The following is a 25,155-nucleotide window of genomic DNA, read 5'->3' on the forward strand; positions in this document are numbered from 1 at the left end:
AGCAGCGGCAGTAGTTTTAAAGGGGAAAGGGTAGTCAAGGTTCGAATAAGGTGGACCACCGATCTGCCAGCAGTTCCTCATCTAAATTTATCCCGATGAATACCACATAAGGCATTCCAGGGTAACGTGATGCCTCCCAGCTTGTACGCATTCCCGCATATTGGACAAGTTGAACCGGTTCCTGTTCGGACAAAAGGATATGGCCTTTGGCACGGAGCAGGTTGTCACCCCATTCTTGAAAGAAAGCCTCTAGCCGTTCTTTGGAAGGCATTATAGTCCCTGCTTGCGGAATGGTTAACGTGATGGCGGTCACTTGGGAAAAAGAAGCGTGGGGCTCTTCTTGCCGTTCTTTTACTGCTGTAGCTCCCTGTTCTGAATTCATTTGTTTAAGAGTTGCGCCTTTAAAGGTTTGAGGTGCTCGTTGTGGCGCGGGAGCGATGATTTTACGTGGGGTGATTCCTGATAATATCGGTGAAAGGTTGATTTCGCTGTAATGGGTATATACGATTTCAGCCTCTGTATTTTGTTTTCGGACACCTTTTTCAATTCGCCATAAGGTTTCAGGCTCTACAAGATCGCTCTTATTAACGACAATGAGATCAGCGGTGGACAGCTGCTTGCGAAGCGTACGAACCAGCTGTTTGTCAGAGGAGAGTCTGCTGTTATATTCCAAGGCGTTTTCTGCATCCAATAAGGTGATCGTAAAATGCAATTCGACCCTTTCTTGAAGAGCGGCTTCTTGTAATGTTTTGGCGATTTCTTCCGGATTCGCGACGCCAGTAAGCTCGATATAAATAGCATCGGGGCGTCCTCTTAGCAGTACCAGTAGGCTGTCTGCCAAATCCTCTTTACGGCTACAGCATACACATCCGTCCAGTAGCTTAGTCACGGTTGCACCCGTATGCTCCTGCAGAATATACCCATCTACATCTCTCTTTCCCAGCTCATTCATAACTACGCCAGGGTTCAGACCCCTTACCTTGCTCTCTTTCAGCAGGGACAACAGCAGAGTTGTCTTCCCGCTCCCCAGAAACCCGCTCAAAATAATTACTGGTATCTTCATGATCTCCACTCCTGCCTGATTCTCTTGGAAATACAAGAATCATATTTTTATATTTCCATCTATACGTGATTTGTTCGCAAGAAAGACCACAAAATTAAGAGAGTTGGAATTTTTACAAGATCATAGTTGACAGATTGTGAATAAAACGTGTACGATATGTTAATCGTAATTATTACTATTTAAAAAAGGAGATGGAACAATGAGAGTAATCATTACTTTGGCATGCACGGAGACAGGAGATCGTAACTATACAACTACCAAGAATAAGCGAAATCACCCAGAACGTATGGAAATGAAGAAATATTGTCCACGTCTGAAAAGAGTTACATTACACCGCGAAACCCGGTAAGAGCTATAAATGCCAAACATAAATGCTAATCAATGATAGGAGTGATCGGAATGAAAAAAATCCCCGTTACGGTGCTAAGTGGCTACTTGGGCTCTGGAAAAACAACACTGCTAAATCATGTCTTGCACAACCGTGAAGGCTTGAAGGTTGCTGTTATCGTTAACGATATGAGTGAAGTGAATGTGGACGCCAACCTGGTGAAGTCAGGTAATGTGCTTTCTAGAACGGAAGAGAAATTAGTGGAAATGTCTAACGGATGTATCTGCTGTACACTCCGCGACGATTTGATTGTCGAAGTACAAAAGCTGGCAGCTGAAGGCCGTTTTGATTATATCCTCATTGAATCATCTGGCATTAGCGAGCCTGTTCCGGTGGCACAGACTTTTACTTATGCGAACCCAGAACTGGATATTGATTTGACTTCACTCGCTCAATTGGACACGATGGTGACCGTTGTGGATGCTGGCCGATTCTGGCATGACTTCTCTTCTGGTGATAGTCTGATCGATCGTAATCAAACGGCTGGTGAAGACGATTATCGCGATATTGTGGATTTGCTCATTGATCAGATCGAGACTTGTGATGTGTTATTGCTTAATAAGTGTGATCTGCTAGAAGAAGAAGAGCTTAACAAGCTTGAAGCTGTGCTTCGCAAACTTCAGCCGACAGCCAAGCTGATCCGTACGGTTAACGGAGTGGTAGATCCGAAGGAGATTCTTAATACTGGATTGTTTGATTTTGAAAAAACAAGTTTGTCCTCCGGTTGGATTACGGAGCTTAACAAGGAGACACATACGCCTGAGACGGAGGAATACGGAATATCTTCTTTTGTCTATCGCAGGAGAACACCCTTTCATCCGGAAAGGTTAAGCTTTTTCTTTAGTCATTGGCCGGAGGAAGTTGTCAGAGCGAAAGGGATTGTATGGGTTGCCGCAGAGGGTGATCTTGCAGCGAGTATCAGCCAGGCTGGACCCTCGATTCAGTTCGGACCTGCCGGCTACTGGCTAGCTACAATGCCTGAGGATCAGCAGCAGGAGGTATTGGAAAGCGAACCTGAAATGAAAGCCAAGTGGGACGAGCGGTGGGGCGATCGAATGAATGAAATCGTGTTTATCGGTGTTAGTATGGACTCAGCACAAATCGAAGCGAGATTGGATCGATGTTTGTTGACGAAAGATGAGTTGAAGCAGGATTGGACAACGTTTAATAATCCACTTCCGTGGCCTGTTGAAGAACTCCTTGCGGCAGTGGCTGAGGAATAGAAATTCAGATGAAAATCCGGAATCCAGGAGGTTGAGGTTCCGGATTTTTGCTGTGCAATTATAGTGACTATGAATTATCATAGAAGGAATATATTTCAATTAAAAATAGAGGTGATGCCCATGAGTTATACAAACACTTTCATACGTGTAGCAGAGGATTGTCCTGAGGAAACGGGAATCCCGCCGATGTCTTGCCGTACACTCCCGCCTGCGCATGTGATTCAATATGAGCTGCTTATTAATGAGCCTTACAAATACAATCATGAAGAGCTTCTGTTTGAGGTTCATGTACGCCATAAACAAATTCCGCTAGAAGATCGTGTGACCCGTAGGGAAGAAATATGGAAGGAGCTATTCTCTAGAAACCATCCATGCCTGCGAGCCTCTCTACTTCCGAAGCGATTCGGCTGGGGTGTACATTACAACCATGAGGGGAAAATAGCCATTTATGGTAAGGAGTCTCCCGAATATGACTATTATATTTCGTATGCTGATGAAGCAGTGAAGCTGCTGCCAGCGATGCGTAATAAGCGGGAACATGGCTAATAAGGAGGAGATAACTTGTATAAAGCAATTGAAGAAATCACACTTAATACTTGGCCAGCGGAGCAGAGTGTTCTCCTGAATGGCTGGGTTCTGCGCACAGCAGCTGGATATACGAAAAGAGCTAATTCGGTCAATCCGTTATACGGAGAAAAAAGCTCTCTTGCGGATCTTACAAACCAAATTAAGCTTGCTGAGCAGTACTATAAGGATGCTGGATTAAAGCCAGTATTTAAAATAACGCCGTATATCCAGCCTGCGAACCTGGATGAGGCGCTAGCGGAGCGTGGTTACACAGTTGTCGAGCCATCATCTGTTAGGCTATTAGAACTGGAGGGATTAGCTACTCCTGATCTTCGATATGAGATACAAGTTCAGGAGAGCTTAACTGAAGAGTGGTTAAATGCATTTACAAAGCTCTCTGCGCTCTCAAAAGACAATCGGAGCACCTTAACTAGAATGTTATCCGCTTGTCATTTGCAGCAGGGCAATATTCTGTTGATTAACAATGGCGTTCCTACCGCTTGTGGTCTAAGTGTTATTCAGAACGGCTACATAGGTCTCTTTGATATTATCACTGCTTCCGATCAGCGTAGACAAGGTATGGCGGAACAACTGCTGCTTGCATTACTACACTGGGGCAAGACGCAGGGTGCAACAACTGCTTTTTTGCAGGTTGTACAAGCTAATACTGGAGCTTCGGCTTTGTACGACAAGCTCGGATTTAAGGAGATATATCAATATTGGTATAGAGTGTAGTCTTGAATGATGCGGGGGCGCATTGGCTATTTTAGCAAAATGGGACCCCGCAAGGAAATCATACGAACTTCCCTTGACCCGGCAACGCCATTTCCTTGAAATTCTTGCATAAATGAGCAAGCTGAGTAGATAATTTCTCACCCTCCATAGGCACCCCATGTCCAGAGAGAACGATATGAGGATCTAGCAACGCAAGTGTGCGGACCGACTTTTCCGCGTCTTCCCAGTCCGTCGTGAAATAAGAGGGTGGGCCGTGCACCACCTGATGCTGGGTAGCTACTGCGAATACGGACTCTTGTTTGACTGTAAGAAAGGTGTCACCAGCAATCAGTACCTTATCTTCTGGTCTGAATAGTGAAATATGTCCAGGACTATGTCCAGGTGTATGGATCCATTTCCAGCCCTTTGCTCCGGGGACGGTTCTGTCTTCGGGTAATGGATGTATGGCTGATCCAAGGTCGATGCCATGATGTGAAAATAATGAGGACACCATACTCATCAGCCCGCCGCCTACGGCCGGATCGGCTGGAGGATAATCCGCTTTACCTGTTAGATAAGGAAGCTCTAGTGGGTGAGCATACACGGGTACATTCCATTCCTCAATAAGCTTTTTCACACCTCCGATATGGTCAAAATGCCCATGAGTCAGGATAATTGCCACCGGTGGCTTCTCATACTTCTCCTTAGCATAATCTATAATTCTGTTTGTGTAAGAGCTAAGTCCCGTATCTACAATGATCCAGTCCGAATTGGGCTGGCCGATGAATGCGCAATTTACGAACATGGTTCGTAGTCCGATGACACCGGGGGCCACGTCCCAAGTATCGGTGTAGCCTTCAGATAGTATTCCGTCAAGTCTCATCTTACGCCTCCTGTTCCGTTCTTTAGTACTGAACAATGTACCTAAACAGTAGTATGACCCTTTTTTAAGAAAAAAATATGGCAAAAAACCCTTCTCCTAATTAAGGAAGAAGGGCTGGCCTTGAACTTATTAAGCGATAGGATCACATTAGAGCGTTCCGCAGTCTGCAAATAGAATATGTCGTGGAATTCGGAAGAAGGTTTCGGCTTTTTCCTGCAGAGCAGGGGTAGGCAGATGGCTGCTGTGCAGCCATTTTCGAAACGTCCCGGGATGAACACCTATCCAAATACTTACATCGGTTACGGAAAAATCGTAAACCATACAGAGGCCGGTTAGAATCACATTGCTGCGAGGCGAACTGGTAATACTTCTTTTCATAAATCGTGAAGGAGTTGGTTGACATACAATTGGACTCTGACGAATCAGTGCTTCATTGAACAAAATGTGGGGCGGGTACCCGAGTAGGCGGCAGGTCTTGTCAATGTTATTGTTGGAAGGGATACGACCTTCGTATACCCAGGCGCTTACGCTGCGAGAGGATATACCAAGATCTTCTGCGAGTCGTGAAAGTTTGATATCCTTAGCCATCAATACAGCAAGTAACACACGGTTTCTAATCTGGCTGCGCTTTGGACGGCGGAATCTTTTTACACGAACGCCTTGTCCAAGATATTTGCGGTTGATCAGAGACCACGCCTGGATATTATGAGTTTCTTGTTGGTTACTAGGCATAATTCCTCCGATTTTTTAAAAATATACTACAACACTTTCATATACATCGGCAATGGTTAATGCTGCTATTTCTGACATCACTTTTTAAGTTTCTTCCAGAACGCGTACGCTTATGATATATTTTTAATATCTAATTACAATATTACAACAGGGAGCGAGATAGAATGATCAAGCATATTGTATTTTTTAAATTGAAGGACCGGTCCGAAGAAAGCGTTGCGGCAACGGTAGCCGTACTGCGAAATATGGAAGGTAAAATCCCGCAGCTCCTTTCGATTGAAGTGGGTGCTGATATCATTCATTCTGATCGATCCTTTGATATTGCTCTAGTTACGGTGGTAGCTTCACTGGATGATTTACAGGCTTATCAGGTTCATCCGGCGCATAAGGAAGTTATAGCTCATATTAATGAAGTTAAAGAACTTTCAATTGCTGTGGATTACGTAATCTAAGCGATCTGCTGATTAACAAGCATCATCATTTTATACTGGAAGCGGTGACAGGAATGCGTGAGCTCGAGTATCCGATGGAAGCGTTAACTTATTTGGTCGTTTTTCTTGCGGCATGTTTCATTATGTTCTTTTGGCTGAAACGCCGCGGCAAACGCGGTAAGTAGGGATAATGCAGATTTCTCTAACTATTTTTGACATGGGGGTATTGCTGTGTATTATGTCAACCGCAAACAAATCGAAACCATTCTTGCTCAAATCCCAGATATAACTACAGGTCTTCGGACTGTAACAGCTTCATGGGATGGCAATACTTTAACCGGACTAATACAAGAACGCTGCCTTCATCTGGCGATAGAGGTGGTTACGGACGTTGGTAGTTGTCTGATTGACGGTTTTATTATGCGTGATGCCGGAAGTTATGAGGATATCATTTCAATTATACATGAAGAAAAAGTACTAGGTAAAAGTGAGATCTACGAGCGATTAATAGAGCTTGTCGCACTTCGTAAGCCGCTCGTGCAGGATTATTTTGCCTGGGAAAGAGAAGCACTACACCCGCTCACACCAATCCTTTCAGAGGTGCTAGAGAATTTTGCTGTTGAAGTAGGGAATTATTTGGATCAGGAACTTGGGTCCGGTGTAACGCTATAATAGCATAAGATAGAATCATATAAAATAGGCGGTAGCCGTGAAAGAGAGGGGGTTCCTTTATGATGAAGATGGGGCAGGAAAATGGATCGACAAGACACTTGATTATGACGCTCCTGAAGACGAAAGGACCACTGACCATCGGCGCGCTGGCAGAAGAATTGGGAATTACTGAGATGGGTGTCCGCCGTCATGTGCTTCAGCTGGAGCAGGAGGGACTTGCTAAGACAAAAGTGGTTCGGCAAGCGATGGGGCGGCCTTTACATATGTATTCTTTAACGGAGAAGTCCGAAGAGTATTTTCCAAAAAGCTATCATAATCTGGCTTTGGAGCTTTTGCGTGAATTGGATTATGGCAGTGGATTGGAAGCTGTTAATACATTGTTTGAGGGACGCCGTCGCCGGATGCTCACCCAGTATGCACCGATGATGGAACGCCGGAATTTGGAAGAGCGAGTAGCTGAGTTATCGTCGATCCAAAACGCTGGTGGATATATGGCGGAGTGGAACCGAGAAGAGGATGGTTCGTATGTCATAAAAGAATACAACTGCCCGATTCGCCAGGTGGCTACTCAGTATCGTAAAGCTTGTCAATGCGAGCATAGCCTATTTGAGGAATTGCTGGATGCTAAGGTTACACGAAGTGAATGTATGGCAGAAGGCGGACAATGCTGCCGATACGCAATTGCACCCAAAAATGTAACAGACAAAACTTCTGAAAAGTCGTAATAATTAGTCACAAGACAAACTCCTGCTGCTTATGATATAGCAGATATAGGCATTAGCCCGGTAGAGCGGGGAGCAATGAATTTAAAGGAGAGATGAAACGATGAAAAAGGACACAAAAGGTTTGTTATGGGGAGCTTTAGTCGGAAGTGTGGTTGGATCAGTGACAGCACTTCTGTTCGCGCCTAAGCCAGGTAAAGAGCTGCGCAAGGATATTGCGGAAGGAACAGCTGCTGGCATTGAAAAGGTGCAGGGAATTGCCGTGCAGGCTGGAGACAAGAGCGTTGAGCTGTATGACAAAGCTAAGGATTCTATAGGTCATGTAGTCCATGAGGTTCGCGAATGGAGCAAATCATGTTCGAATGCTGTAGAAGAAGATACTGCTACTGTAGCAGTAAGTGGAATTGCTACGGAAGAAACGATTCAAGAGGCAGCGGCCACTTTGGAAGAGGTAACGGAGTTAGAGGTATCGCCTGTAAATGAAGAAGTAAGCAGTGAAGAAGCTAGTCTTGAAGAAGCTCAGCTAGATGACAAGGACAATAACGAAATCGCATAATGAAACAGTGGATTGAGTGTTTGGTTTTACGGTCAAAAAGTACTTATTCTCTTTTAATAGAGCCGCTTTTTCGCATTGGGCGGAAGGTGGCTTTTTTATTTCATTCTTATAGACCTGTTAAATGATGGCAAAAGTCTTGGCTTGAACTAAGAGTCCAAAAGGAGTAATATCTGCAATTGGGGCTGAAAGTCAGGTACATTTTGTTTTCGGCTTACATAAGCTACACAAAACAAGTAGAAGGAAGCGGTGTGTTCGTGCAGCAAGCTATTGCAATATTAGACTCAGGTGTGGGAGGGCTAACAGTTGTCAAAGAAGTGATGAGGCAGCTCCCGCGGGAGAAAATCATTTATTTCGGAGATACGGCCCGAGCTCCGTACGGACCCCGTTCGACCGAGGAAGTAACACTGTTTACAGAACAAATTGTAGATTATTTGATCCAGTTTAATCCTAAAATGATTGTTATCGCTTGTAATACCGCAACAGCAGCGGCACTCGATTATATCTCAGCCAAGGTCTCTATTCCTGTCATTGGGGTGATTCATCCCGGAGCCCGTGCTGCAATTAGCGCGACCAAAAGCGGACATGTCGGCGTGATCGGTACAATAGGAACCATCGGCAGCGGGGCTTATACTAACGCACTAAAGCAGCTGTCTCCTTTTGTTGAGGTTGTAAGTCAAGCCTGCCCGGCGCTTGTCCCACTCGTTGAGCAAGGCATGTTCCGCTCAGAGAAAAGTTATGAAATTGTAGAGCAGGCATTGGAAGGCATTAAAGATAATAACATCGATACTTTAATTTTAGGATGCACTCATTACCCATTTCTTGTTGAGCCTATTGGAGAGACCATGGGACCGGGAGTCAAACTGATCAGTTCCGCAGATGAGACAGCTCGTGAGATCAGCACGATTTTATACGATAAAGGCAAGCTGTCCATCGGGGATGAAAGTCCAATTCATCAGTTCTTCTGCAGTGGTGATGCTGAAATGTTTCAGCGAATTGCCCGAGACTGGCTTGGAGAACAAATTAAACGCACCCCAGTAGTATGGCAAGTATCCACGTTATAAGCAGAGCAATGTTGAATTGAATAGGGACAAACTCTACGGAGTGAAAGATAAAATAGGCTGGGAAGCATAATTCCCAGCCTATTTTCTTGTGATTCATTTCTCCTTCATGCAGGGTAGTGGCTCTTGCATACAATAGAGTTAAGTGCTGTTTGCTGCTATTTTTGTATCCACCGTATCAGCAATTTAAGGCCGAGAGGATGAGACCTAATGCGACAATATATTGCAAGCAGGGGAGATACCGTAAGCCGAATTGCCGCCCTGCATGGATTAACCCCTGAGCATGTCATTCAAGGCAATCCATGGGTTGGGAGACAGTCTTATTTATATCCGGGTCAGGTTTTATTCCTGCCGTCTTCGCCGCGTAAAAGGTATGCGGTGCAGGAAGGGGACGATCTTGAACGCATAACCTCATTATTCAATGTGAGTTTAGATGATTTGGAGAAACTTAATCCAGGTGTGTCCTCAGGGCGCTTTTGTACACCGGGAAAAGTGCTCGTCATTCCGCCTCCGATTCCAGAGCGAGTGGTATTCTTACGTGGAGAGTACGGTCCGGTTGATGTTGAGAACGATATCAGCAGCCTGATTGCACAATATCCTTTTATTCAAGCATATCCAATTGGCAACAGTGTGCTCCGCAAGCCAATTCATGTGCTTAAAATAGGCAATGGAACCCGCCATTTGCATGTTAATGCGGCTCTACATGCTAATGAATGGCTGACCTCGCCTTGCCTGATGTCGTTCATAGAAGAGTATGCAGCAGCTTATGCTAAAGGTTTGGCATGGAATGGTCATCGTCCAGAGGAATGGTACAATAATTGGACCCTATGGGCTGTACCCATGGCTAACCCTGACGGCGTGGAGTTAGTGCAGGAGGGCGTTTTACCAGGCCACCCTTATTATGAGGACCTTATGAAATGGAACGGGGGACGGCGGAGTTTTCGCCATTGGAAGGCCAATATACGCGGTGTGGATCTCGGGGATCAGTTCCCTGCTCATTGGGAAGAGGAACGGGAACGACGTGGTGTAACCCTGCCCTCTCCACGTGATTACAGTGGTCCTGAGGCGTTAAGTGAACCTGAGGCAGCAGCTCTAGCGGTACTTGCTGAGAACGCGCCCGGAGAAGCTGCAGTGTCTTTGCATAGCCAAGGAGGAGAGATCTACTGGAATTACCGGGGATATGAGCCTCCCGAAAGCCGCGAATTAGCAACACGATTGGCCGCTGCGAGCAGCTATCGTGCAGTCGAATTAACTGGCAGCGATGCCGGGTATAAGGATTGGTTCATCCAGACCTTTCGCAAACCAGGATTTACAGTTGAGCTGGGGATCGGCAAAAATCCGTTGCCACTGGCAGATTTTGAGGATATGGCGCTAGAAACGGGTCTAATTTTGGGAACGATACTATCCAATGTGAAATAATTATGAAACAATTACAGTAAACTTGCGTAACATAAACCATAGGGTATGGCCGCTGTCGTCACTACACGTTATCCGCGGCTGTATCCTTTTTACTTGGGAGGAGGGTCACTATGAAACTGAAAAAACTGCTGTCACTGAAACAATGGTCTACTATCTTCAGTAGTTCCTGGCGATATGTGATCTCCCCTAAAGTCGCAATAGGGGACAAGCTTTTATTCACAATCCCAGTGCTGCTCTATTGGGTGTTGCCGGATTTTATGCCTTTTTTACCGATCGATGATATTGGTGTGACGATGCTTCTTATGGGCTGGTTCGTGTCACGGATGGGACGAAAATACCCGGCACTTCAGGCCGGAAAATGAGGCAGTGAAGTGAGATCTACCTCGGATTGTGTATCTAATTTGTTAATATAGTTGCTTTTAGATATCAATTACCTTTAAAATAGGTAATTGAGTATTTAATTTAAGTACTAGGAGATGGATGATAGATGAAGGTCAAAATTACCCGCAATGCGGCTAAAGTGATAAAGAAACAAATGGAACTTGAAGGAAACAGCGAGTTGAAGCTTCGCGTAGCGATTACGCATGCTCACGGTGATCATGCTCACTACGGACTGGATTTGGACACGCCTAATGAGAATGATGTTGTAGTCTCGACAGATAAAGAAATCGATGTTATTCTTGATCCGAATCAACCGCTCCTTGATGGTGTGGTCGTTGATTATTTATATCTTCCTGAAGAAGGTTTTGTTATTACTAATCCGTCTAAAGGTAATCACGGCGATCACTAAACGTTTCGCCTTAAATTTGGGACATAAAGAAGGGTTGCTCCATGGCTAACGATATACAAGTGTGCGATGAATGTAATTTTATGAAATTGAAGAGTATCATACCCAAACTGCAAAAGATGGCGCCTGATGCAGAGATCAAGGTCGGCTGTAAGTCGTACTGTGGTCCATGTGGCAAACGGGCCTTTGTATATGTTAATGGTCGTTATGTGAGTGCTCCAACAGAGGAAGAAGTGTTGAAGAAGGTAGAAGCTTTTATCAAGCAACCGGCCGTTCAGAAATAATACAGAGGTCTTATCCATCAACTTAAAAAGCCCTAAACCCGTGTTGATGACGGAGTTTAGGGCTTTTTGTTTTATAAATGAAGTTTTTATGGTGCAGATTCTTCCTTTCGAAGCATCTGGATGCCATCGTATTTCATGATATCGTCTGAGATTTGCAGTCGTTGCTTACTTGTCTCGAACCCGGTACTGCACCCCGCAACGTCAATGGCTTCGCGGCTGTCGAGGCTATAACAGGTGCCGCTGTTGAATTGTCCATTTTCACTTGGAAGATAGGAGCGCTTCGCATCGGCAAAGGCACCGGTTCGCAGTGTCACAAGTCGCTCTTTGCCACTGAACAGATTATTACCCATGAGATAATAAGGATCTTGTGAGATCCCAAGCAGATGGAGTAAGGAAGGTGTGAGATCCAATTGACCAGCCGGATTAGAATCAATCACCGAGGTGTTATTACCCGGTAGATGAATGAGTAATGGAACTTGATGCATGATTTGATGCATGTCGAGCTTACTTAAGCTTTTACCAAGAAATTGTTCGTAATAAGAGGTTTCTTGGATCGAGTTATCATGATCACCATAAAAGGCAAGGATCGTGTTATCCCACAACCCACGCTGCTTCATATCACTCACCAATTCACCTAGAGCTTCATCTGTATAATGAACAGCCTGTAAATAATCTCCGAAGATGGTACCTTTAAACTCCCCGGTATCAAGCCCTTGCTTAGCCGCAGGGAGAGAATATGGGTGATGACTAGATAGTGTAGTCAAAAAAGAGTAAAAGGGCTTCTGGATCGATTCTGCAGAATCCATAATATTTAGGGACTGCCGCAGGAATGATTTATCTCCCAATGACCAGCCTAGGGGCTCGTCGATCTTAAAATCTTTTTTGCTATAAAAATGGTCATACCCCATCGCCTTATACATAATCTGCCGATTCCAGAAGCTTCCTTCATACGCATGGAAGGCATTGGTGCTATAGCCCTTGGACTTTAAAATGGCAGGTAACGTGTCAAATTGATGATCCGGGTAACGGACAAATACTGAGCCGGAGACCAGCGGATACAGTGAACCATTCGAGGCGAAATCCGCATCGGAGGTTCGTCCTTGTGAGGTCTGATGATAGTAATTACTGAAGTAGGTATTCTCTTTGATTAGAGCGTTCAAATTAGGTGTGACCTCTTGTCCATTGATCGATCGTCCCACTACAAAATTCATAAAAGCTTCGGCCTGAATTACAACGATGTTGCTTCCGCTGTATTTTCCAAAGCTGTCGTTAAGAGCACTTTGCTCAGCATTGTGTTCATTGAACCAGAGCTTCATGGAGCTGGCTTCCTTTTGTGAAAGCTCAGGCTGCGGGCCTAAATGATCTTTGGCATACAAGTAAATATCATAACCGTGAAATCCAATGAGTCCAGTAACGTTATACATCGCCAAGCTCCACCAGTTACCAGTGAATAAACCCTTGGCCCACGTAGTGGCGTAAGAGTGGATAGGGCCAAAGGTCAGAATACAGCCTAATACCAATGCAACGACCCCGTTAACGCTCCGTCTTAGTCCTCTCATTAAGCGTGAAGAGGGACGGAAATGACTTGTGTGAGCATAATAGGAAGGCTGTCCATTATTATAGGTAGGCGTGTTCCGACGGAATAACACTACGCAAATGGTGTAAACCAGAAATATCAGCCAATCCGCGAACAAGTAGAGATCAGAGGGACGGAGTAGTGCAAAGATACTTCCGCCAAGTGCATCCATCTGTCCGGCTTGAAAAAGAACGGGAACGGTGATGAAATCCTGAAAGTAGCGATAGTAGACAATATCAGAATAAATAAGTAATGTCAGGAGCACATTTATGATTATCAGGGCTATGGTTTGTCCACGTCGGGGGAGCCATAACACCCAAAAGGATAACAGCATAACTGAACCGAGAGCAATGAGCTTGTCGAGACGGTTCATATCAATATTAGGAGCATGCAGGCCGCATTGAAGAAACATTAGCTTAGCGAGCATAAGGACAAGAAAAAGGATATAACCAATATAACGGGAGCGGACAATGGTGATCATTCTATCCGTTATGGATGAGCTGCTCCTACTAAATGGATCTCGTGACACGTTAAAGCCTCCTAGCGCAGAAGTTGAGTATGTAAGAAGAAACGGACACCGTCCTCAATCGAGGTAGATGTCCGTTCTTATACTTCTCGCATAAACGCTTACCGTCCTTTTAAGGACGCCGAAGGCGTTTAAGCTTGACGTAATTGTCTTCCGAATTATTTCGGATTTCTAGGTGGAAGTGGACCCAAGTATTGATAATATTGACACTCAATACGTCCGTTATACAACTTGCGACGCTTGTCCGCTTTACGGCCGTAATATTGTTCGAATTCCTTATAAGGACTAATTGCAAAGAATGACCAAGTCGGTAGATACAGCATCATTTCACCAAACTGGCGAGTCAGCTTCTCCACCTCTTTATCATTACTGATCCGTTCACCATATGGCGGGTTGGTAATGATACAGCCGTATTCGCCTTGGGGTCTTGCTTTGGCGGCAGCCATCACGGTGAAGGTTATTTCTCCGGATAGGCCGGCGCTTTTAGCAGCGGCTTCAGCAATTTCTATAGCAGCAGGATCGATATCCGTGCCGGTTAGCTGCAATGGATAATCGTCTCGTACGGCATCGAAAGCTTCTTCGCGAGCTTCTTCCCACAGATGCTTAGGAATGACTGGCCAATGTTCTGAAGGGAAGGAACGCCGTAGTCCCGGTGCGATATTCCAAGCGATCATCGCGGCTTCGATCAACAATGTTCCCGAACCACAACATGGATCATATAGCGGACGGTGGCCATTCCAGCGGCTAAGCTGGATTAAAGCGGCTGCCATCGTTTCCTTCAGTGGCGCTTCTGTAGCCTGTCTGCGGTATCCGCGTTTGTGAAGAGCAGGTCCGGTGGTGTCTAGCGTGATAAGCGCGATATCGTTTAACAGAATCACTTCGATCACATATCGAGGTCCGTTCTCTGGGAACCAGTCCGTATGATAGGAGAGCTTCAGCTTCTCGACGATAGCTTTTTTGACAATCCCTTGGGAAGCGGGTACACTCGTTAGTTGTGATTTATGGGATCGTCCTTCAACAGGAAATTCTCCATTCTCGGGAATCCAGTCTTCCCAAGGCAGCGCTTTAACACCCTCAAATAACTCATCGAAGGTTTTAGCGGGGAATTGACCCATTTTTACTAATACGCGGTCGGATGTACGCAGCCATAAATTACAGCGACAGATGTCGATATAATCACCACTGAACAATACACGACCGTTCTCGACCGTGGTCTCATAACCCAGTTCGTTTAATTCGCGCGCTACTACAGCTTCTAATCCCATAGGGGCAGTAGCGATTAATTGTAATTTGCTCAAATACTCTCAACTCCGTTTAACTTGTAGATAAATACAAAAAGCCAGTACAATAAGAAAAGCCAATACCATAAGAAAAGCCAATACCATAAGAAAAGCATCCATACAAGTATAGGGGAATGCGGGACACTTCACAATGCCCGGCATTCCATAAACCATAAAATCTTCCCCGTCATCCCTTCATTCGAGAAAACGGGGGATCATCAAAGGAGAATCTTTATGCTTACCCAAGAAGAATACAGTGAACAACTTTATACCGAGGACGAAATCCTGCTTCAGGTAAAAGAAGCTATCGTCCAAGCGGGTATGCCGGAGGTGTCTGTCGAGCCGGGGTACGGAAGACTACTCACTATGCTTGTTAGACTGTCTCGCTCCACGCGTATTTTGGAGATTGGCGCACTTGGCGGCTACAGCGGGATTTGCTTATCTCGCGGCTTCACTGAAGGTGGCACGCTGACTTCGCTAGAGCTGAGGGCCGATTATGCCGAGCTTGCTCGCCGTAATTTAGAACTGGCCGGATTCGGTGATTCTACGGAATATAGAATCGGTCCTGCAATGGACAGCCTGAAGGCACTTGAAGCAGAGGGTGCTAAGTTCGATTTCTTCTTTATCGACGCAGACAAGATTAACTATACCAATTACTTGGAATATGCCATCAAGATGGCTAATCCAGGCGCGATTATTGCTGGTGATAATATCTTTCTCCGCGGACGGACGCTAAATACAGATCGAAATGGACCTGCCATTCTGGCTGTACGGCATTTCAATGAAATGATCGCCACCGATGACCGTCTGATCAGCACTTGTCTGCCAGCCTATGATGGACTGGCGTTGGCAATGGTGAAATAGCAGAAGATTAGCGAAATAGCCGTGGCGGAGTAGCTTTGTATAGCTTAACCCGGACCCATACGGTGTTCAACAGCAACAAGCTTCCGGAGATGATAAACAGTCCCTCAATACCAATATAACCAGATAGAAAGCCGCCTATGATAGCTCCCAGCATATTGCCCAGTGACAATGTGCTGCCGTTGAAGCCGAATGCGCGGCTTTCTTTCCCGTCAGGGGTATAAGACCGGATAAGCGCATTAACGCTGGGCAATAGGCCGCCCATAAAAATCCCCATGAGAAAACGGACAATAATTAGCTGCCACACGCTAGTAACGAATGCTTGCGGAATCAGGAATAGCGAAGCCCCGATTAACGCGTAGGTCAGAATGCGGTGTGCGCCGACTTTATCACTCAGCTTGCCGAGCAAGGGGGAAGCCAGCATGTTGGAGATCCCTGTAACTGCGCTGACCATTCCGGCTAAAAAGGCTATATTCTCAGCAGGCCCATTTAACTTTTCAACATAAAGTGGCAGCAAGGCCATGGGGCTGATCATTGCAAATTGCAGCAAAAAGGTTACACCAAACAGCGCCGGGAGCTGAGGGATCTTGATCAATTCCTTCAAGCCCTCCATTACTGACACCTGTGGCTCTTGTGCCGCTTCTGCACGATCGAATTTCTCTTTAACGAGAAACAGTGCCAGCAGAGAGGCGATGAAGAGCAAGGCGCCAACGACATAAAAGATCGGACGAAATCCGATTAAATCAGCAAGAAAACCACCAATAAGTGGTCCAAGGATGGTACCTGCAACAGAACCTGACTGCATCAGCCCCATCGAAAATCCCATACGTGCTTTCGGAGTAGTACCCGAAACGAGTGCGATGGAAGCGGGATTGAAGCCGGAGATTGTACCGTTTAGCAGTCGCAGTAAGAGCAGCTGCATTGGGGATTGTGCGAAGCCCATCAACACCATAACGATAGCCATGCCAAAGCTGGAGCGCAGGAGCATGATTTTACGTCCATATTTGTCAGCAAGTTTTCCCCATAGTGGCTGGAAAATGAAAGAAGTTAAAAAGTTTGCGGCAAAAATAAGGCCCGCCCAAATTCCAATTTCATGCTCACCCTGAACTCCAAGATCCTTAGCAAGATACAAGGTCAGGAACGGTGTGATCATCGTCATTCCGGCATTTACCAAGAATTGTCCGAACCAAAGCACTAAGAGGTTGACCTTCCATGTCTCCCATTTCTTCAAAGTGCTTTCACTTCCTTTCAAAGAATTTCAGAAAATACATGATTCACAGAAAAATAGACATTTTATCAGTATATCATTTTTTCAGCTTCAAAAGTGCAATACATGTCATAGTAATGTCATAGGATTGTCATTCCACGATCTTCGTTTTGCTTGTTACAACCTTTTAAAAAGGGCATAATAGTAAGTATGCCGATCAAGCATAGACGCCATCGGCGTCCTTATTAGGACGGTAAGCGTTTATTTTAAAAAATCTTATAAAATATAATGGAGATCTTATCATGACCTACAACGACACTTTTATCCGCGCCTGCAGAAAGCAGGATACGGAGCACGTTCCCGTATGGTACATGCGGCAGGCCGGCCGTTATGATCCCGAGTACCGTAAAATCAAGGAAAAGTACTCATTGCTTGAAATCTGCAAACAGCCTGAGTTGGCGGCTGAAGTAACCTTGATGCCTGTGCGCAAGCTAGGTGTGGACGCGGCCATTTTGTATTCAGACATTATGAATCCGGTCGCTTCTATCGGTGTGAAATTTGATATCGTCAAAGATATTGGCCCTGTGATCGAGAATCCGATTCGCTCTGCAGCAGATGTCGAGAGACTGAAGCCCATTGATGTTGAAGGCGATCTCGGACATATTTTGGAGACGATTGCAATTCTGGATAAGGAGCTGGACGTGCCCTTGATTACTTTCGCAGGCGCACCGTTTACAATTGCCAGCTATCTGATCGAAGGCAGACCTTCCAAAGGATATATTCGGACTAAAGAGCTAATGTACAGTGAACCCCGTGTCTGGGAAATGCTAATGGACAAGCTCGGCGATATGATTATCGCTTACCTCCGCAGTCACGTGCGTAGTGGTGGAAAAGCGTTTCAATTGTTCGACAGCTGGGTCGGTGCCCTTGCGCCTCGCGATTTTGAAAAGTATGTGTTACCGACGGTTTCTCGTATTTTTTCCGAATTATCCGATCTTGATGTACCGAAAATATACTTTCCTGGCGTAAGCTCTGGCGAATTGCTACCGAGTCTTACGAAGCTTCAAGCGGATGTAATCGGGGTGGACTGGCGTGTGAGCTTGTCCGAAGGTCGACGCAGAACCGGTGGGAAATTTGCGATTCAAGGCAACCTGGATCCGTATTTACTTACAGCGCCGATGGACGTCTTGAAGGAGCACGCGAAAGCGTTAATTGATGAAGGGGTACAAGAGCCGGGATATATCTTCAATCTGGGTCATGGCTTATTCCCGGAGGCTTCTTTAGAGAAGCTTAGAGAATTAACGGAATATATTCACGAATATTCACAGGAAGTATTGAAAGAATCAGCCAAACTGCGTTCTTAAAAATAGCCTATTAAATCTATAAGGGGATGGAATCCGTGACAGCAAAAATAGGTGTTCTCGTCATGTCGTATGGCACTCCTAAAAGCTTAGAAGACGTTGAAGCATATTACACTCATATTCGGCGAGGTAATCCGCCGACAGCGGAGCAGCTTAAAGAATTAACAGATCGCTATGAAGCGATCGTCGGGGGGGTATTCCCGCTGCGGGAGAACACAGACCGTCAAGTAGCTGCATTACAGGCAGCACTAAACGCGGATAAAGCTGGGGCGGATGTTGAATTTGTCTGCTATCAGGGTTTGAAGCATGCCTATCCGTTTATTGAGGACGGCGTCGAGGCTATGGCGAAGGACGGCATTACCCAAGCGGTTGGTGTTGTGCTTGCCCCTCACTATTCAAGCATGAGCGTGGGTGGCTACATCAAACGTGCTCAGGAAAAGGCTGATGCATGTAAAATCAACATGGGTTTTGTGGAGAGTTACCATATGCACCCAGTATTGATCGATGTTCTAAGCCGGAGAGTAACTGCGAAAATAGATCAATATATCGAAGCAGGCGCTACTCGCGATGAGATAAGGGTATTATTTAGCGCGCATAGTCTTCCAGAGCGTATTCTAGCTATGGGGGATCCTTATAAAGATCAACTATTGGAGACCTCAAAGGCTATTGCAGATCAAGCGGGGATAACCAATTGGCAGTTTACGTGGCAAAGTGCAGGACGGACTGCTGAACCATGGCTTGGACCAGATATTCTGGATACACTTCAGCAGCTTAGCAAGGAACAGGTAGAGTATGTTCTAGTGGCACCGATCGGGTTCGTATCCGATCATTTAGAAGTGCTGTATGACCTTGATATCGAGGCAACAGCCGTAGCTTCAGAGCTGGATATGCGTCTTATGCGGATTGAATCATTAAACAGCGATCCTGCGTACATGTCCGTATTGAGCGATGTTGTTCGTACAAGACTGAATCAAATGTCGGCCGGTCAGTCATGACTGGTCCCTCTAGGCGAATTGTTATCATAGGCGGTGGGCTGAGTGGACTCAGCGCCGCCTTTTACATTCGTAAGTTTTACAAAGAAGCTGGCATGAAACCTGATATTGTACTGCTAGAGAAAGACAAGACTCTTGGCGGGAAGATCGAAACATTGCACCGGGATGGATTTGTGATTGAGAAAGGTCCGGATTCTTTTTTAGCTAGCAAAACAGAGATGATTGAATTGGCTAAGGAATTAGAGCTAGATCACGAGCTGGTGAACACAGATCCAAAGGCAGAGAAGACCTATATACTACAGCGTGACAAGCTTCATCCTATGCCTTCCGGTCTTGTGCTTGGAATTCCTACTGAACTAAAGCCATTTCTATCAAGTGCTCTGGTTTCATTCGGTGGCAAAATACGCGCGCTGATGGACTTGATCCTTCCTCCTAAGCGGAGTAATGACGATGAATCCCTCGGACAGCTGATTGAGCGACGTTTAGGTACTGAAGTGATGGAGAATTTGACCGAACCGCTATTAGCCGGTATGTATGCTGGGGATTTACGCAAAGTCAGCCTACAGGCTACCTTTCCGCAATTTGGAGAAGTAGAGCGGCAGTATGGTGGTCTTATTCGTGGAATCATTAAAGAACAGAATTCCTCCAAGACAAATACGAGCACAAAGAACAGCACTTTTCTGACATTTCGAAAAGGACTACAAAGTCTCGTGCATGGCTTGATTCATGAACTGCATGATGTAGAACAGCGAACTGAAGCTGCGGTGGTCTCTATACATGCTACAGGAACTAATGCTTCTCGTTATGAGCTAGAACTGGAAAGTGGCGAACGGCTGCTTGCGGATGAAATATATATCACCACACCAAATTCTTTTGCTGCCGAACTTTTGCGTCCACATGTGGATGTTTCAGCACTCGATGCGGTAAATTATGTATCGGTTGCGAACTTAGTCATGGCCTTCGACAAGAAGGATATCGAAATTGATGATGCTGGAGCAGGTTTTCTTGTGCCACGTAAGGAAGGGCGTAATATTACTGCCTGTACATGGACGTCAACGAAGTGGCCGCATACGAGTCCAGATGATAAAGTGCTTATGCGCTGTCATGTAGGCCGTTCCGGAGATGAGCAGAATGTTCAACTTCCAGATGAGGCTCTTACGGAGCTAGTGAGTAAGGATTTACGAGAGATCATGGGCATTACAGCGAAACCTATATTCACGGAAATTACTCGTTCGGAACATTCGATGCCACAGTATCCTGTTGGACATCTTGACAATCTTTCTAAATTCCATAGGGAGCTTGAGACCACACTTCCTGGGATATATGTCTTTGGAGCTGGATATGATGGAGTGGCAATGCCCGATTGTGTTAAGCAGGCTAAGCTTACAGCACAAAGCGCTGCAAAGCGTATATCGAATTAATTGTTCATTTACGGGAGAGTTAGAATTATATAATGAACGGTGAAGCGAAGATTTTTTTGCTTCACCGTTTTTGTTTGAAAATTAGATTATACTATTTTAATGGACTCTCGTATTTGGAGGGACAGGTGCTAGGTATGCTATAATAGAACCAATTTGAGAGTAGAGGAGATCATAGAAACAATGTATCCGCCGCGATCGCGTTCTAGACAGAAGAACAAATATAAGAGCAAACGTAAGCGCAGAACGGCCTGGATGTGGGTCAATGCAGGTCTACTTCTGTTGATTATTGTGGCGCTCAGCTATAGTTTTATGGATGACAGATTCAAGGGAAGTTCTGAGCCACCTCCAGTGGCGCAAATGACGGCTTCGCCTACTCCGGATAGTACTGCTCAGGAGACAGCACCTATAGTGACTGCAACGCCTGAAGCCACGGAGTCTCCCATCCCTTCTCCAACGGTAACCCCGGAAGCTACACCTACACCAGAGCCAAAGAGAGAAGAAAATGTTGAAACACAGGCGCCTGTACCAACTGAGACCCCTTCGCCAGATGAAGGTAGCTCCCAAGTCGCAGATGGTGGTTCTGTGTCTGGACTTCCATCAGATGACCAGGCTTCTGGCAATACAGTGACCTTGAATTTTGGTGGAGATGTTATTTTTTCGGGGAAAGCCGGGGAATTGCTTGAAAAGAAAGGTTACGACTATTCGTATGCAGCGCTCGATGGAATGTTCAAGAAGGATGATCTTACGGTTGTGAATCTGGAGACTCCTGTGACCACAGGTGGGGTTGGCGCCGCTAATAAGCAATACGTATTCAAAGGCTCGCCCAAAGCACTAGATGCTCTTAAAGCAGCCGGAGTGGATGCAGTAAATATGGCGAACAATCATACGCTGGATCAAGGGGAGGAAGGCCTGCGAGACACGCTTGGTCATCTCTCGGAAAGAGGCATTCCTTATGTTGGTGCTGGACTTAACAGTAAAGAAGCATTCTCGGCGCAATATTTTGAGCGTAAAGGGATTAAGATCGCCTTGCTGGGGTTCACACGGGTGATTCCTGCATCTGATTGGATGGCGGGAAAAAATAAACCCGGGCTTGCTTCAGTATATGATAGTAGAGAAGGACTTAAAGCGATTGCTGCAGCTAAACAAAAAGCTGATTTGGTTGTCGTAGTTGTCCATTGGGGTAAAGAACGGGTAGAGCAGTTCGATAATACACAGCAGACCCTTGGACGTAGCTTTGTCGATGCGGGAGCTGATCTTGTCATTGGTGGTCACCCACATGTATTGCAAGGTGTGGAGCCGTACAAAGGCAAGTGGATCGCCTACAGCACTGGTAATTTTATTTTTACGAGATCAACGGTACCTGCCACTTGGGAAACTGCTGTATTTCAGGCGGAATGTAGTAAAAAAGGTCAATGTTCATTACAGCTGAAGCCTATGACTGCTGAGCTAGCTCAGCCCGTGCCCATGAATCAGGTGAACGGACAGCTTTTGCTGAAAAAAATAGAGTCTTTATCTGCTGGTCGAGTTAAGATTAACAGTGACGGCAAAGTGACTCAAGTTACAAAATAGGGTTCCTGGGAGGTCCTTATGATGAACAATTTATGTGTTGCCCATCGGGGATTTTCCGGTAAAGCTCCGGAGAATACATTAGCAGCGATCCGAATGGCCATTGCCATGCCTTTTGTACACTGGATGGAATTGGATGTCCAACTCTCGAAGGACGGTGTCCCTGTTGTCATTCATGACTTTACACTGGACCGTACAACCAATGGTCATGGTAAGGTGAAGAATATGGATTGGGAACATATCCGGCGTCTCGATGCGGGTAGCTGGAAAGGGCGTTCTTTTCGGGGAGAGCGGGTGCCTTCCTTGGAAGAGGTGCTCTCATTAGCCTCCGGTAGACTTCGTCTCAATATTGAACTGAAAACAGTGGGCAATATGTATCCTGGCATCGAACAGAAGGTGACGGATCTTATTTCCTCTAAAGGCATGCGGGACGACGTGATTTTGACCTCTTTTGACACAGATGTGTTGAAAAAAATCAAGGAAATAGACCCCCGCTTTCGTACAGGCTTAATTTTTGATTCAAGGTTTGGTAATCCTGCTCGAAGGCTGCATGAACTGGAGTGTTCTCTTTTGTCGATTAGCTTTTCGCGTTTAAATCCTAGATTGGCTAAGGTTTTGGCGGAGCAAGGTGTGAAGATTATGGCTTGGACAGTGAACAAAGGAAAAGAGATGCGTCGCTTAGCAGATATGCATTCTGATATAATGATTTGTACGAACCGTCCGGATATCTGGGGCGATACATTTCTAAAAGTATAAATAATCCAATTCGATGGGAAAGAGAGCTGATTGTCTGTGTGCGCTGCTGTTAATAATTTGTATTGTGTTGGACGGAACTACAAGCTACATGCGGAGGAATTAGGAAATAATGTCCCCGTAGAGCCACTCATTTTTTTGAAGCCCTCACATGCGGCGGTTTCCCTCGATAAAGCAGTCATTCAGCTTCCAAAGGATTCAGGTCAGGTTCATTATGAAGGAGAACTTGTGCTACGGATCGCGCGTGATTATGTACCGGGTATGAGCGTGGAGGATCTGGTGGATGTTATGGCTCTGGGACTGGATTTTACACTGCGTGATGTGCATAATGATCTGCAGAAGAAAGGTCTGCCTTGGACTCCGGCTAAAGGCTTTAAGAACGCTGCTCCACTCACACCTTACATTGCGTTTCCTGACAAGGAAGAGCTGGAAGGAACGGATTTCACGGTTTTAAAAAATGGTGTTGAAGTTCAGCGAGGTAATGTTAAAAATATGATTTTTTCGCTCCAAAAAATTGTCGATTTTATCGCTGCGCGTTACGGGCTGGGTAAAGACGATGTGATTTTCACAGGAACACCAGAAGGTGTAGGCTCTACCGTATCAGGAGATTCGTTTGAATTGTACTGGGGTGACAAGCTGATGGGGACTTGCCTGATCGGCTAAAAACATCTGTTGGAGATGAATCTATGTTATGGATTATCGGCGCCCTTGGCGCTTTGTTAGTTGCGGGGGCGGCTTATAGGAAACAATCCTTAAGCCTTTCCGGCATGCTTGCCGCGGTAGCCATGGGGACCATTTATTTTGGTGCTGGAAATGCCTTTTGGTTTGGAATATTGTTGGTTTTTTTCATCTCTTCAAGCCTGTTGTCTAAGCTTCATCATGATAATAAGGCAGAGCTTGAGCTGACTTATGCCAAGACAGGTCGCCGAGATGCTGGGCAGGTCTTTGCTAATGGTGGGCTTGGGATGGTTTTCGTTCTATTGAATGCGATTGTTCCGATGGAACATTGGGAATTTTTATTTATCGGCGTTATGGCAACGGTAACCTCTGATACATGGGCTACGGAGATTGGTACACTCAGCAAGAAGCCGCCTCGGTCTGTCCTGACAGGTAAAATACTTCCGGCCGGTGCCTCGGGTGGCGTATCCAGTCTGGGTACGCTGGCCGCCGCCGCAGGAGGTGCACTTATCGGTGCATCTTCATGGCTGCTACGGATGATATCCGGCATGCCAGATCAATCCTTCTTGTTGCTTACATTGGCTGGACTCACTGGAGGACTTGCGGGTGCGTTCACAGATTCTATCCTAGGGGCAACCGTTCAGCAGATGAATCGTTGCACTGTATGCGGACGCGAAGTGGAAAGTACACATCACTGCGGTAAAAAGGTTGAATACGCACGTGGCTGGAAGTGGATGACTAATGATGCAGTCAATGCTATTAGCTCTATCGTCGGAGGGGCTATTGCCTTATTGTGTGGGATGATGTTTTAAAGGAGGAACCGATGAGCAGCACGTCCAATCATAAACATACTGCCATTCTGGATGCCGCATACGAGCTCTTCGGTTCAGGTGGATTTTACGAAACGAAGATGTCGGAAATTGCGGTTCAGGCCGGAATTGCTAAGGGCACCGTTTATTTATACTTCAAGAGTAAAGAAGAATTGTTCATGGCGGTAACGCGCCGGGACTGTGAGGGATTCCTTCAGCAATTACAGGAAAAGCTGAAGGCTAGTGATACTTTGGCAGGTAAACTGTCAATTATCGCCAAACATCATCTTTACTATTATTATGAGCGTAAGCGACACACGAAGCTCTTTTTCCGCGCACCGAACAATAACCCAGAGCTTGTGGCGTATATGACGCTTTTTATGGAAGAATATATGCAGGCAGTGGTGAAGGTATTGCTGGAGGGCGGTGTGTCTGAGCCTGAGCTTATGGCGCAGTCCTACATAGGGATGTTGGATCGACTGAAGATGGATATTTTGTTCGATCCATCTTTTAAGGAAGAAGATGCGCATAAACGCGCTGGTTTCGCTGCGGGTCTTTTTATTAAAGGGGCTATGGATTACTTGAATTTAGGTCAGGATGATAGACCGGTGGAATAGCAGCTTCAT

28 protein-coding genes are annotated in these 25,155 nt (G+C 45.7%); 22 read left to right on the forward strand and 6 right to left on the reverse strand.

Annotated elements, in window-relative coordinates; translation table 11 throughout:
- Positions 1–34 precede the first annotated feature (34 nt).
- Positions 35–1,063, reverse strand: coding sequence for a GTP-binding protein (locus NSS87_RS10395; RefSeq protein WP_339246855.1), 1,029 nt, complete (start codon positions 1,061–1,063; stop codon positions 35–37).
- A gap of 199 nt (positions 1,064–1,262) precedes the next feature.
- Between NSS87_RS10395 and rpmG the strand changes: the two genes are divergently transcribed.
- The 4 genes from rpmG (at position 1,263) to NSS87_RS10415 (ending at position 3,976) form a co-directional block, all read left to right on the forward strand.
- The gene (rpmG, locus tag NSS87_RS10400; protein ID WP_076283195.1) at positions 1,263–1,412 is read left to right on the forward strand and encodes a 50S ribosomal protein L33; all 150 of its coding nucleotides are present in this window, start codon (positions 1,263–1,265) and stop codon (positions 1,410–1,412) included.
- 50 nt (positions 1,413–1,462) lie between these two features.
- Positions 1,463–2,674, forward strand: a complete 1,212-nt coding sequence (locus tag NSS87_RS10405; protein ID WP_339246858.1) for a GTP-binding protein — start codon at positions 1,463–1,465, stop codon at positions 2,672–2,674.
- 120 nt (positions 2,675–2,794) lie between these two features.
- A complete protein-coding gene (locus tag NSS87_RS10410) occupies positions 2,795–3,220 on the forward strand; it encodes a DUF6157 family protein (protein WP_081382746.1) in 426 nt (141 codons plus the stop codon).
- Positions 3,221–3,235: 15 nt separating this feature from the next.
- Positions 3,236–3,976 (forward strand): GNAT family N-acetyltransferase, encoded by a 741-nt coding sequence (locus tag NSS87_RS10415; protein ID WP_339246861.1) that lies wholly within the window; start codon positions 3,236–3,238, stop codon positions 3,974–3,976.
- A 58-nt stretch (positions 3,977–4,034) separates the two neighbouring features.
- On the opposite strand, the gene NSS87_RS10420 is transcribed toward NSS87_RS10415, so the two are convergent.
- Positions 4,035–4,838, reverse strand: a complete 804-nt coding sequence (locus tag NSS87_RS10420; protein ID WP_042186783.1) for an MBL fold metallo-hydrolase — start codon at positions 4,836–4,838, stop codon at positions 4,035–4,037.
- Between the two features lie 147 nt (positions 4,839–4,985).
- A complete protein-coding gene (locus NSS87_RS10425) occupies positions 4,986–5,570 on the reverse strand; it encodes a helix-turn-helix transcriptional regulator (protein ID WP_076283191.1) in 585 nt (194 codons plus the stop codon).
- Between the two features lie 164 nt (positions 5,571–5,734).
- On the opposite strand from NSS87_RS10425, the gene NSS87_RS10430 reads away from it, so the two are divergent.
- The 9 genes from NSS87_RS10430 (at position 5,735) to NSS87_RS10470 (ending at position 11,499) form a co-directional block, all read left to right on the forward strand.
- On the forward strand, positions 5,735–6,022 hold the full coding sequence (locus NSS87_RS10430; protein WP_042126253.1) for a Dabb family protein: 288 nt from the start codon (positions 5,735–5,737) through the stop codon (positions 6,020–6,022).
- 210 nt (positions 6,023–6,232) lie between these two features.
- Positions 6,233–6,673: a HepT-like ribonuclease domain-containing protein gene (locus NSS87_RS10435; protein ID WP_339246864.1), complete on the forward strand. Its 441-nt coding sequence runs from the start codon at positions 6,233–6,235 to the stop codon at positions 6,671–6,673.
- A 59-nt stretch (positions 6,674–6,732) separates the two neighbouring features.
- A complete protein-coding gene (locus tag NSS87_RS10440) occupies positions 6,733–7,398 on the forward strand; it encodes a metalloregulator ArsR/SmtB family transcription factor (RefSeq protein WP_042186789.1) in 666 nt (221 codons plus the stop codon).
- Positions 7,399–7,498: 100 nt separating this feature from the next.
- Positions 7,499–7,951: a YtxH domain-containing protein gene (locus tag NSS87_RS10445; protein ID WP_052404235.1), complete on the forward strand. Its 453-nt coding sequence runs from the start codon at positions 7,499–7,501 to the stop codon at positions 7,949–7,951.
- A 254-nt stretch (positions 7,952–8,205) separates the two neighbouring features.
- Positions 8,206–9,012, forward strand: a complete 807-nt coding sequence (gene racE / locus NSS87_RS10450; RefSeq protein ID WP_042193608.1) for a glutamate racemase — start codon at positions 8,206–8,208, stop codon at positions 9,010–9,012.
- A 207-nt stretch (positions 9,013–9,219) separates the two neighbouring features.
- A complete protein-coding gene (locus NSS87_RS10455) occupies positions 9,220–10,428 on the forward strand; it encodes a M14 family metallopeptidase (RefSeq protein WP_339246869.1) in 1,209 nt (402 codons plus the stop codon).
- Positions 10,429–10,538: 110 nt separating this feature from the next.
- The gene (locus tag NSS87_RS10460) at positions 10,539–10,790 is read left to right on the forward strand and encodes a hypothetical protein (protein ID WP_076283188.1); all 252 of its coding nucleotides are present in this window, start codon (positions 10,539–10,541) and stop codon (positions 10,788–10,790) included.
- A 125-nt stretch (positions 10,791–10,915) separates the two neighbouring features.
- Entirely contained in the window at positions 10,916–11,218 is a 303-nt protein-coding gene (locus NSS87_RS10465; protein ID WP_042126263.1) for a heme biosynthesis protein HemY, read from the forward strand.
- Between the two features lie 41 nt (positions 11,219–11,259).
- Entirely contained in the window at positions 11,260–11,499 is a 240-nt protein-coding gene (locus NSS87_RS10470) for a DUF1450 domain-containing protein (protein WP_042126265.1), read from the forward strand.
- 86 nt (positions 11,500–11,585) lie between these two features.
- On the opposite strand, the gene NSS87_RS10475 is transcribed toward NSS87_RS10470, so the two are convergent.
- Both NSS87_RS10475 and NSS87_RS10480 read right to left on the reverse strand, forming a co-directional pair.
- Positions 11,586–13,556 (reverse strand): LTA synthase family protein, encoded by a 1,971-nt coding sequence (locus NSS87_RS10475; protein ID WP_339248511.1) that lies wholly within the window; start codon positions 13,554–13,556, stop codon positions 11,586–11,588.
- A 203-nt stretch (positions 13,557–13,759) separates the two neighbouring features.
- Positions 13,760–14,899 (reverse strand): class I SAM-dependent RNA methyltransferase, encoded by a 1,140-nt coding sequence (locus tag NSS87_RS10480; protein WP_042186795.1) that lies wholly within the window; start codon positions 14,897–14,899, stop codon positions 13,760–13,762.
- Between the two features lie 216 nt (positions 14,900–15,115).
- Here NSS87_RS10480 and NSS87_RS10485 point away from each other — a divergent pair, with 216 nt between their 5' ends.
- The gene (locus NSS87_RS10485; RefSeq protein WP_076283186.1) at positions 15,116–15,745 is read left to right on the forward strand and encodes an O-methyltransferase; all 630 of its coding nucleotides are present in this window, start codon (positions 15,116–15,118) and stop codon (positions 15,743–15,745) included.
- A 7-nt stretch (positions 15,746–15,752) separates the two neighbouring features.
- Here NSS87_RS10485 and NSS87_RS10490 read toward each other — a convergent pair whose 3' ends face one another.
- Positions 15,753–16,973, reverse strand: coding sequence for an MFS transporter (locus tag NSS87_RS10490; RefSeq protein ID WP_042126273.1), 1,221 nt, complete (start codon positions 16,971–16,973; stop codon positions 15,753–15,755).
- Positions 16,974–17,251: 278 nt separating this feature from the next.
- On the opposite strand from NSS87_RS10490, the gene hemE reads away from it, so the two are divergent.
- From hemE to NSS87_RS10530, 8 genes are all read left to right on the forward strand, one after another.
- On the forward strand, positions 17,252–18,313 hold the full coding sequence (gene hemE, locus NSS87_RS10495; RefSeq protein ID WP_042186799.1) for a uroporphyrinogen decarboxylase: 1,062 nt from the start codon (positions 17,252–17,254) through the stop codon (positions 18,311–18,313).
- A gap of 35 nt (positions 18,314–18,348) precedes the next feature.
- On the forward strand, positions 18,349–19,305 hold the full coding sequence (gene hemH, locus NSS87_RS10500) for a ferrochelatase (protein WP_139328657.1): 957 nt from the start codon (positions 18,349–18,351) through the stop codon (positions 19,303–19,305).
- Complete coding sequence (hemG, locus tag NSS87_RS10505) at positions 19,302–20,723, forward strand: protoporphyrinogen oxidase (RefSeq protein WP_339246875.1); 1,422 nt, start codon at positions 19,302–19,304, stop codon at positions 20,721–20,723. Before hemH ends, hemG begins: the two co-directional genes overlap by 4 nt.
- Positions 20,724–20,903: 180 nt before the next feature.
- Positions 20,904–22,292, forward strand: a complete 1,389-nt coding sequence (locus NSS87_RS10510; protein ID WP_339246878.1) for a CapA family protein — start codon at positions 20,904–20,906, stop codon at positions 22,290–22,292.
- 18 nt (positions 22,293–22,310) lie between these two features.
- On the forward strand, positions 22,311–23,045 hold the full coding sequence (locus NSS87_RS10515) for a glycerophosphodiester phosphodiesterase family protein (RefSeq protein WP_339246881.1): 735 nt from the start codon (positions 22,311–22,313) through the stop codon (positions 23,043–23,045).
- 36 nt (positions 23,046–23,081) lie between these two features.
- The gene (locus tag NSS87_RS10520; protein WP_042186808.1) at positions 23,082–23,705 is read left to right on the forward strand and encodes a fumarylacetoacetate hydrolase family protein; all 624 of its coding nucleotides are present in this window, start codon (positions 23,082–23,084) and stop codon (positions 23,703–23,705) included.
- Between the two features lie 23 nt (positions 23,706–23,728).
- The gene (locus tag NSS87_RS10525) at positions 23,729–24,532 is read left to right on the forward strand and encodes a DUF92 domain-containing protein (protein ID WP_339246883.1); all 804 of its coding nucleotides are present in this window, start codon (positions 23,729–23,731) and stop codon (positions 24,530–24,532) included.
- Positions 24,533–24,543: 11 nt separating this feature from the next.
- Entirely contained in the window at positions 24,544–25,146 is a 603-nt protein-coding gene (locus tag NSS87_RS10530; RefSeq protein ID WP_042186811.1) for a TetR/AcrR family transcriptional regulator, read from the forward strand.
- Positions 25,147–25,155: the final 9 nt, after the last annotated feature.

The organism is Paenibacillus sp. FSL F4-0243 (genome assembly GCF_037963295.1).
Lineage (GTDB): Bacteria > Bacillota > Bacilli > Paenibacillales > Paenibacillaceae > Paenibacillus_AQ.

Bases quoted from the DNA above. Each gene is read 5' to 3' on its own strand.
- NSS87_RS10395 (WP_339246855.1), bottom strand. From the start codon at position 1,063: ATGAAGATACCAGTAATTATTTTGAGCGGGTTTCTGGGGAGCGGGAAG.
- rpmG (WP_076283195.1), top strand. From the start codon at position 1,263: ATGAGAGTAATCATTACTTTGGCATGCACGGAGACAGGAGATCGTAAC.
- NSS87_RS10405 (WP_339246858.1), top strand. From the start codon at position 1,463: ATGAAAAAAATCCCCGTTACGGTGCTAAGTGGCTACTTGGGCTCTGGA.
- NSS87_RS10410 (WP_081382746.1), top strand. From the start codon at position 2,795: ATGAGTTATACAAACACTTTCATACGTGTAGCAGAGGATTGTCCTGAG.
- NSS87_RS10420 (WP_042186783.1), bottom strand. From the start codon at position 4,838: ATGAGACTTGACGGAATACTATCTGAAGGCTACACCGATACTTGGGAC.
- NSS87_RS10425 (WP_076283191.1), bottom strand. From the start codon at position 5,570: ATGCCTAGTAACCAACAAGAAACTCATAATATCCAGGCGTGGTCTCTG.
- NSS87_RS10430 (WP_042126253.1), top strand. From the start codon at position 5,735: ATGATCAAGCATATTGTATTTTTTAAATTGAAGGACCGGTCCGAAGAA.
- NSS87_RS10440 (WP_042186789.1), top strand. From the start codon at position 6,733: ATGATGAAGATGGGGCAGGAAAATGGATCGACAAGACACTTGATTATG.
- NSS87_RS10445 (WP_052404235.1), top strand. From the start codon at position 7,499: ATGAAAAAGGACACAAAAGGTTTGTTATGGGGAGCTTTAGTCGGAAGT.
- NSS87_RS10455 (WP_339246869.1), top strand. From the start codon at position 9,220: ATGCGACAATATATTGCAAGCAGGGGAGATACCGTAAGCCGAATTGCC.
- NSS87_RS10460 (WP_076283188.1), top strand. From the start codon at position 10,539: ATGAAACTGAAAAAACTGCTGTCACTGAAACAATGGTCTACTATCTTC.
- NSS87_RS10465 (WP_042126263.1), top strand. From the start codon at position 10,916: ATGAAGGTCAAAATTACCCGCAATGCGGCTAAAGTGATAAAGAAACAA.
- NSS87_RS10470 (WP_042126265.1), top strand. From the start codon at position 11,260: ATGGCTAACGATATACAAGTGTGCGATGAATGTAATTTTATGAAATTG.
- NSS87_RS10475 (WP_339248511.1), bottom strand. From the start codon at position 13,556: ATGATCACCATTGTCCGCTCCCGTTATATTGGTTATATCCTTTTTCTT.
- NSS87_RS10485 (WP_076283186.1), top strand. From the start codon at position 15,116: ATGCTTACCCAAGAAGAATACAGTGAACAACTTTATACCGAGGACGAA.
- hemE (WP_042186799.1), top strand. From the start codon at position 17,252: ATGACCTACAACGACACTTTTATCCGCGCCTGCAGAAAGCAGGATACG.
- hemG (WP_339246875.1), top strand. From the start codon at position 19,302: ATGACTGGTCCCTCTAGGCGAATTGTTATCATAGGCGGTGGGCTGAGT.
- NSS87_RS10510 (WP_339246878.1), top strand. From the start codon at position 20,904: ATGTATCCGCCGCGATCGCGTTCTAGACAGAAGAACAAATATAAGAGC.
- NSS87_RS10515 (WP_339246881.1), top strand. From the start codon at position 22,311: ATGATGAACAATTTATGTGTTGCCCATCGGGGATTTTCCGGTAAAGCT.
- NSS87_RS10525 (WP_339246883.1), top strand. From the start codon at position 23,729: ATGTTATGGATTATCGGCGCCCTTGGCGCTTTGTTAGTTGCGGGGGCG.
- NSS87_RS10530 (WP_042186811.1), top strand. From the start codon at position 24,544: ATGAGCAGCACGTCCAATCATAAACATACTGCCATTCTGGATGCCGCA.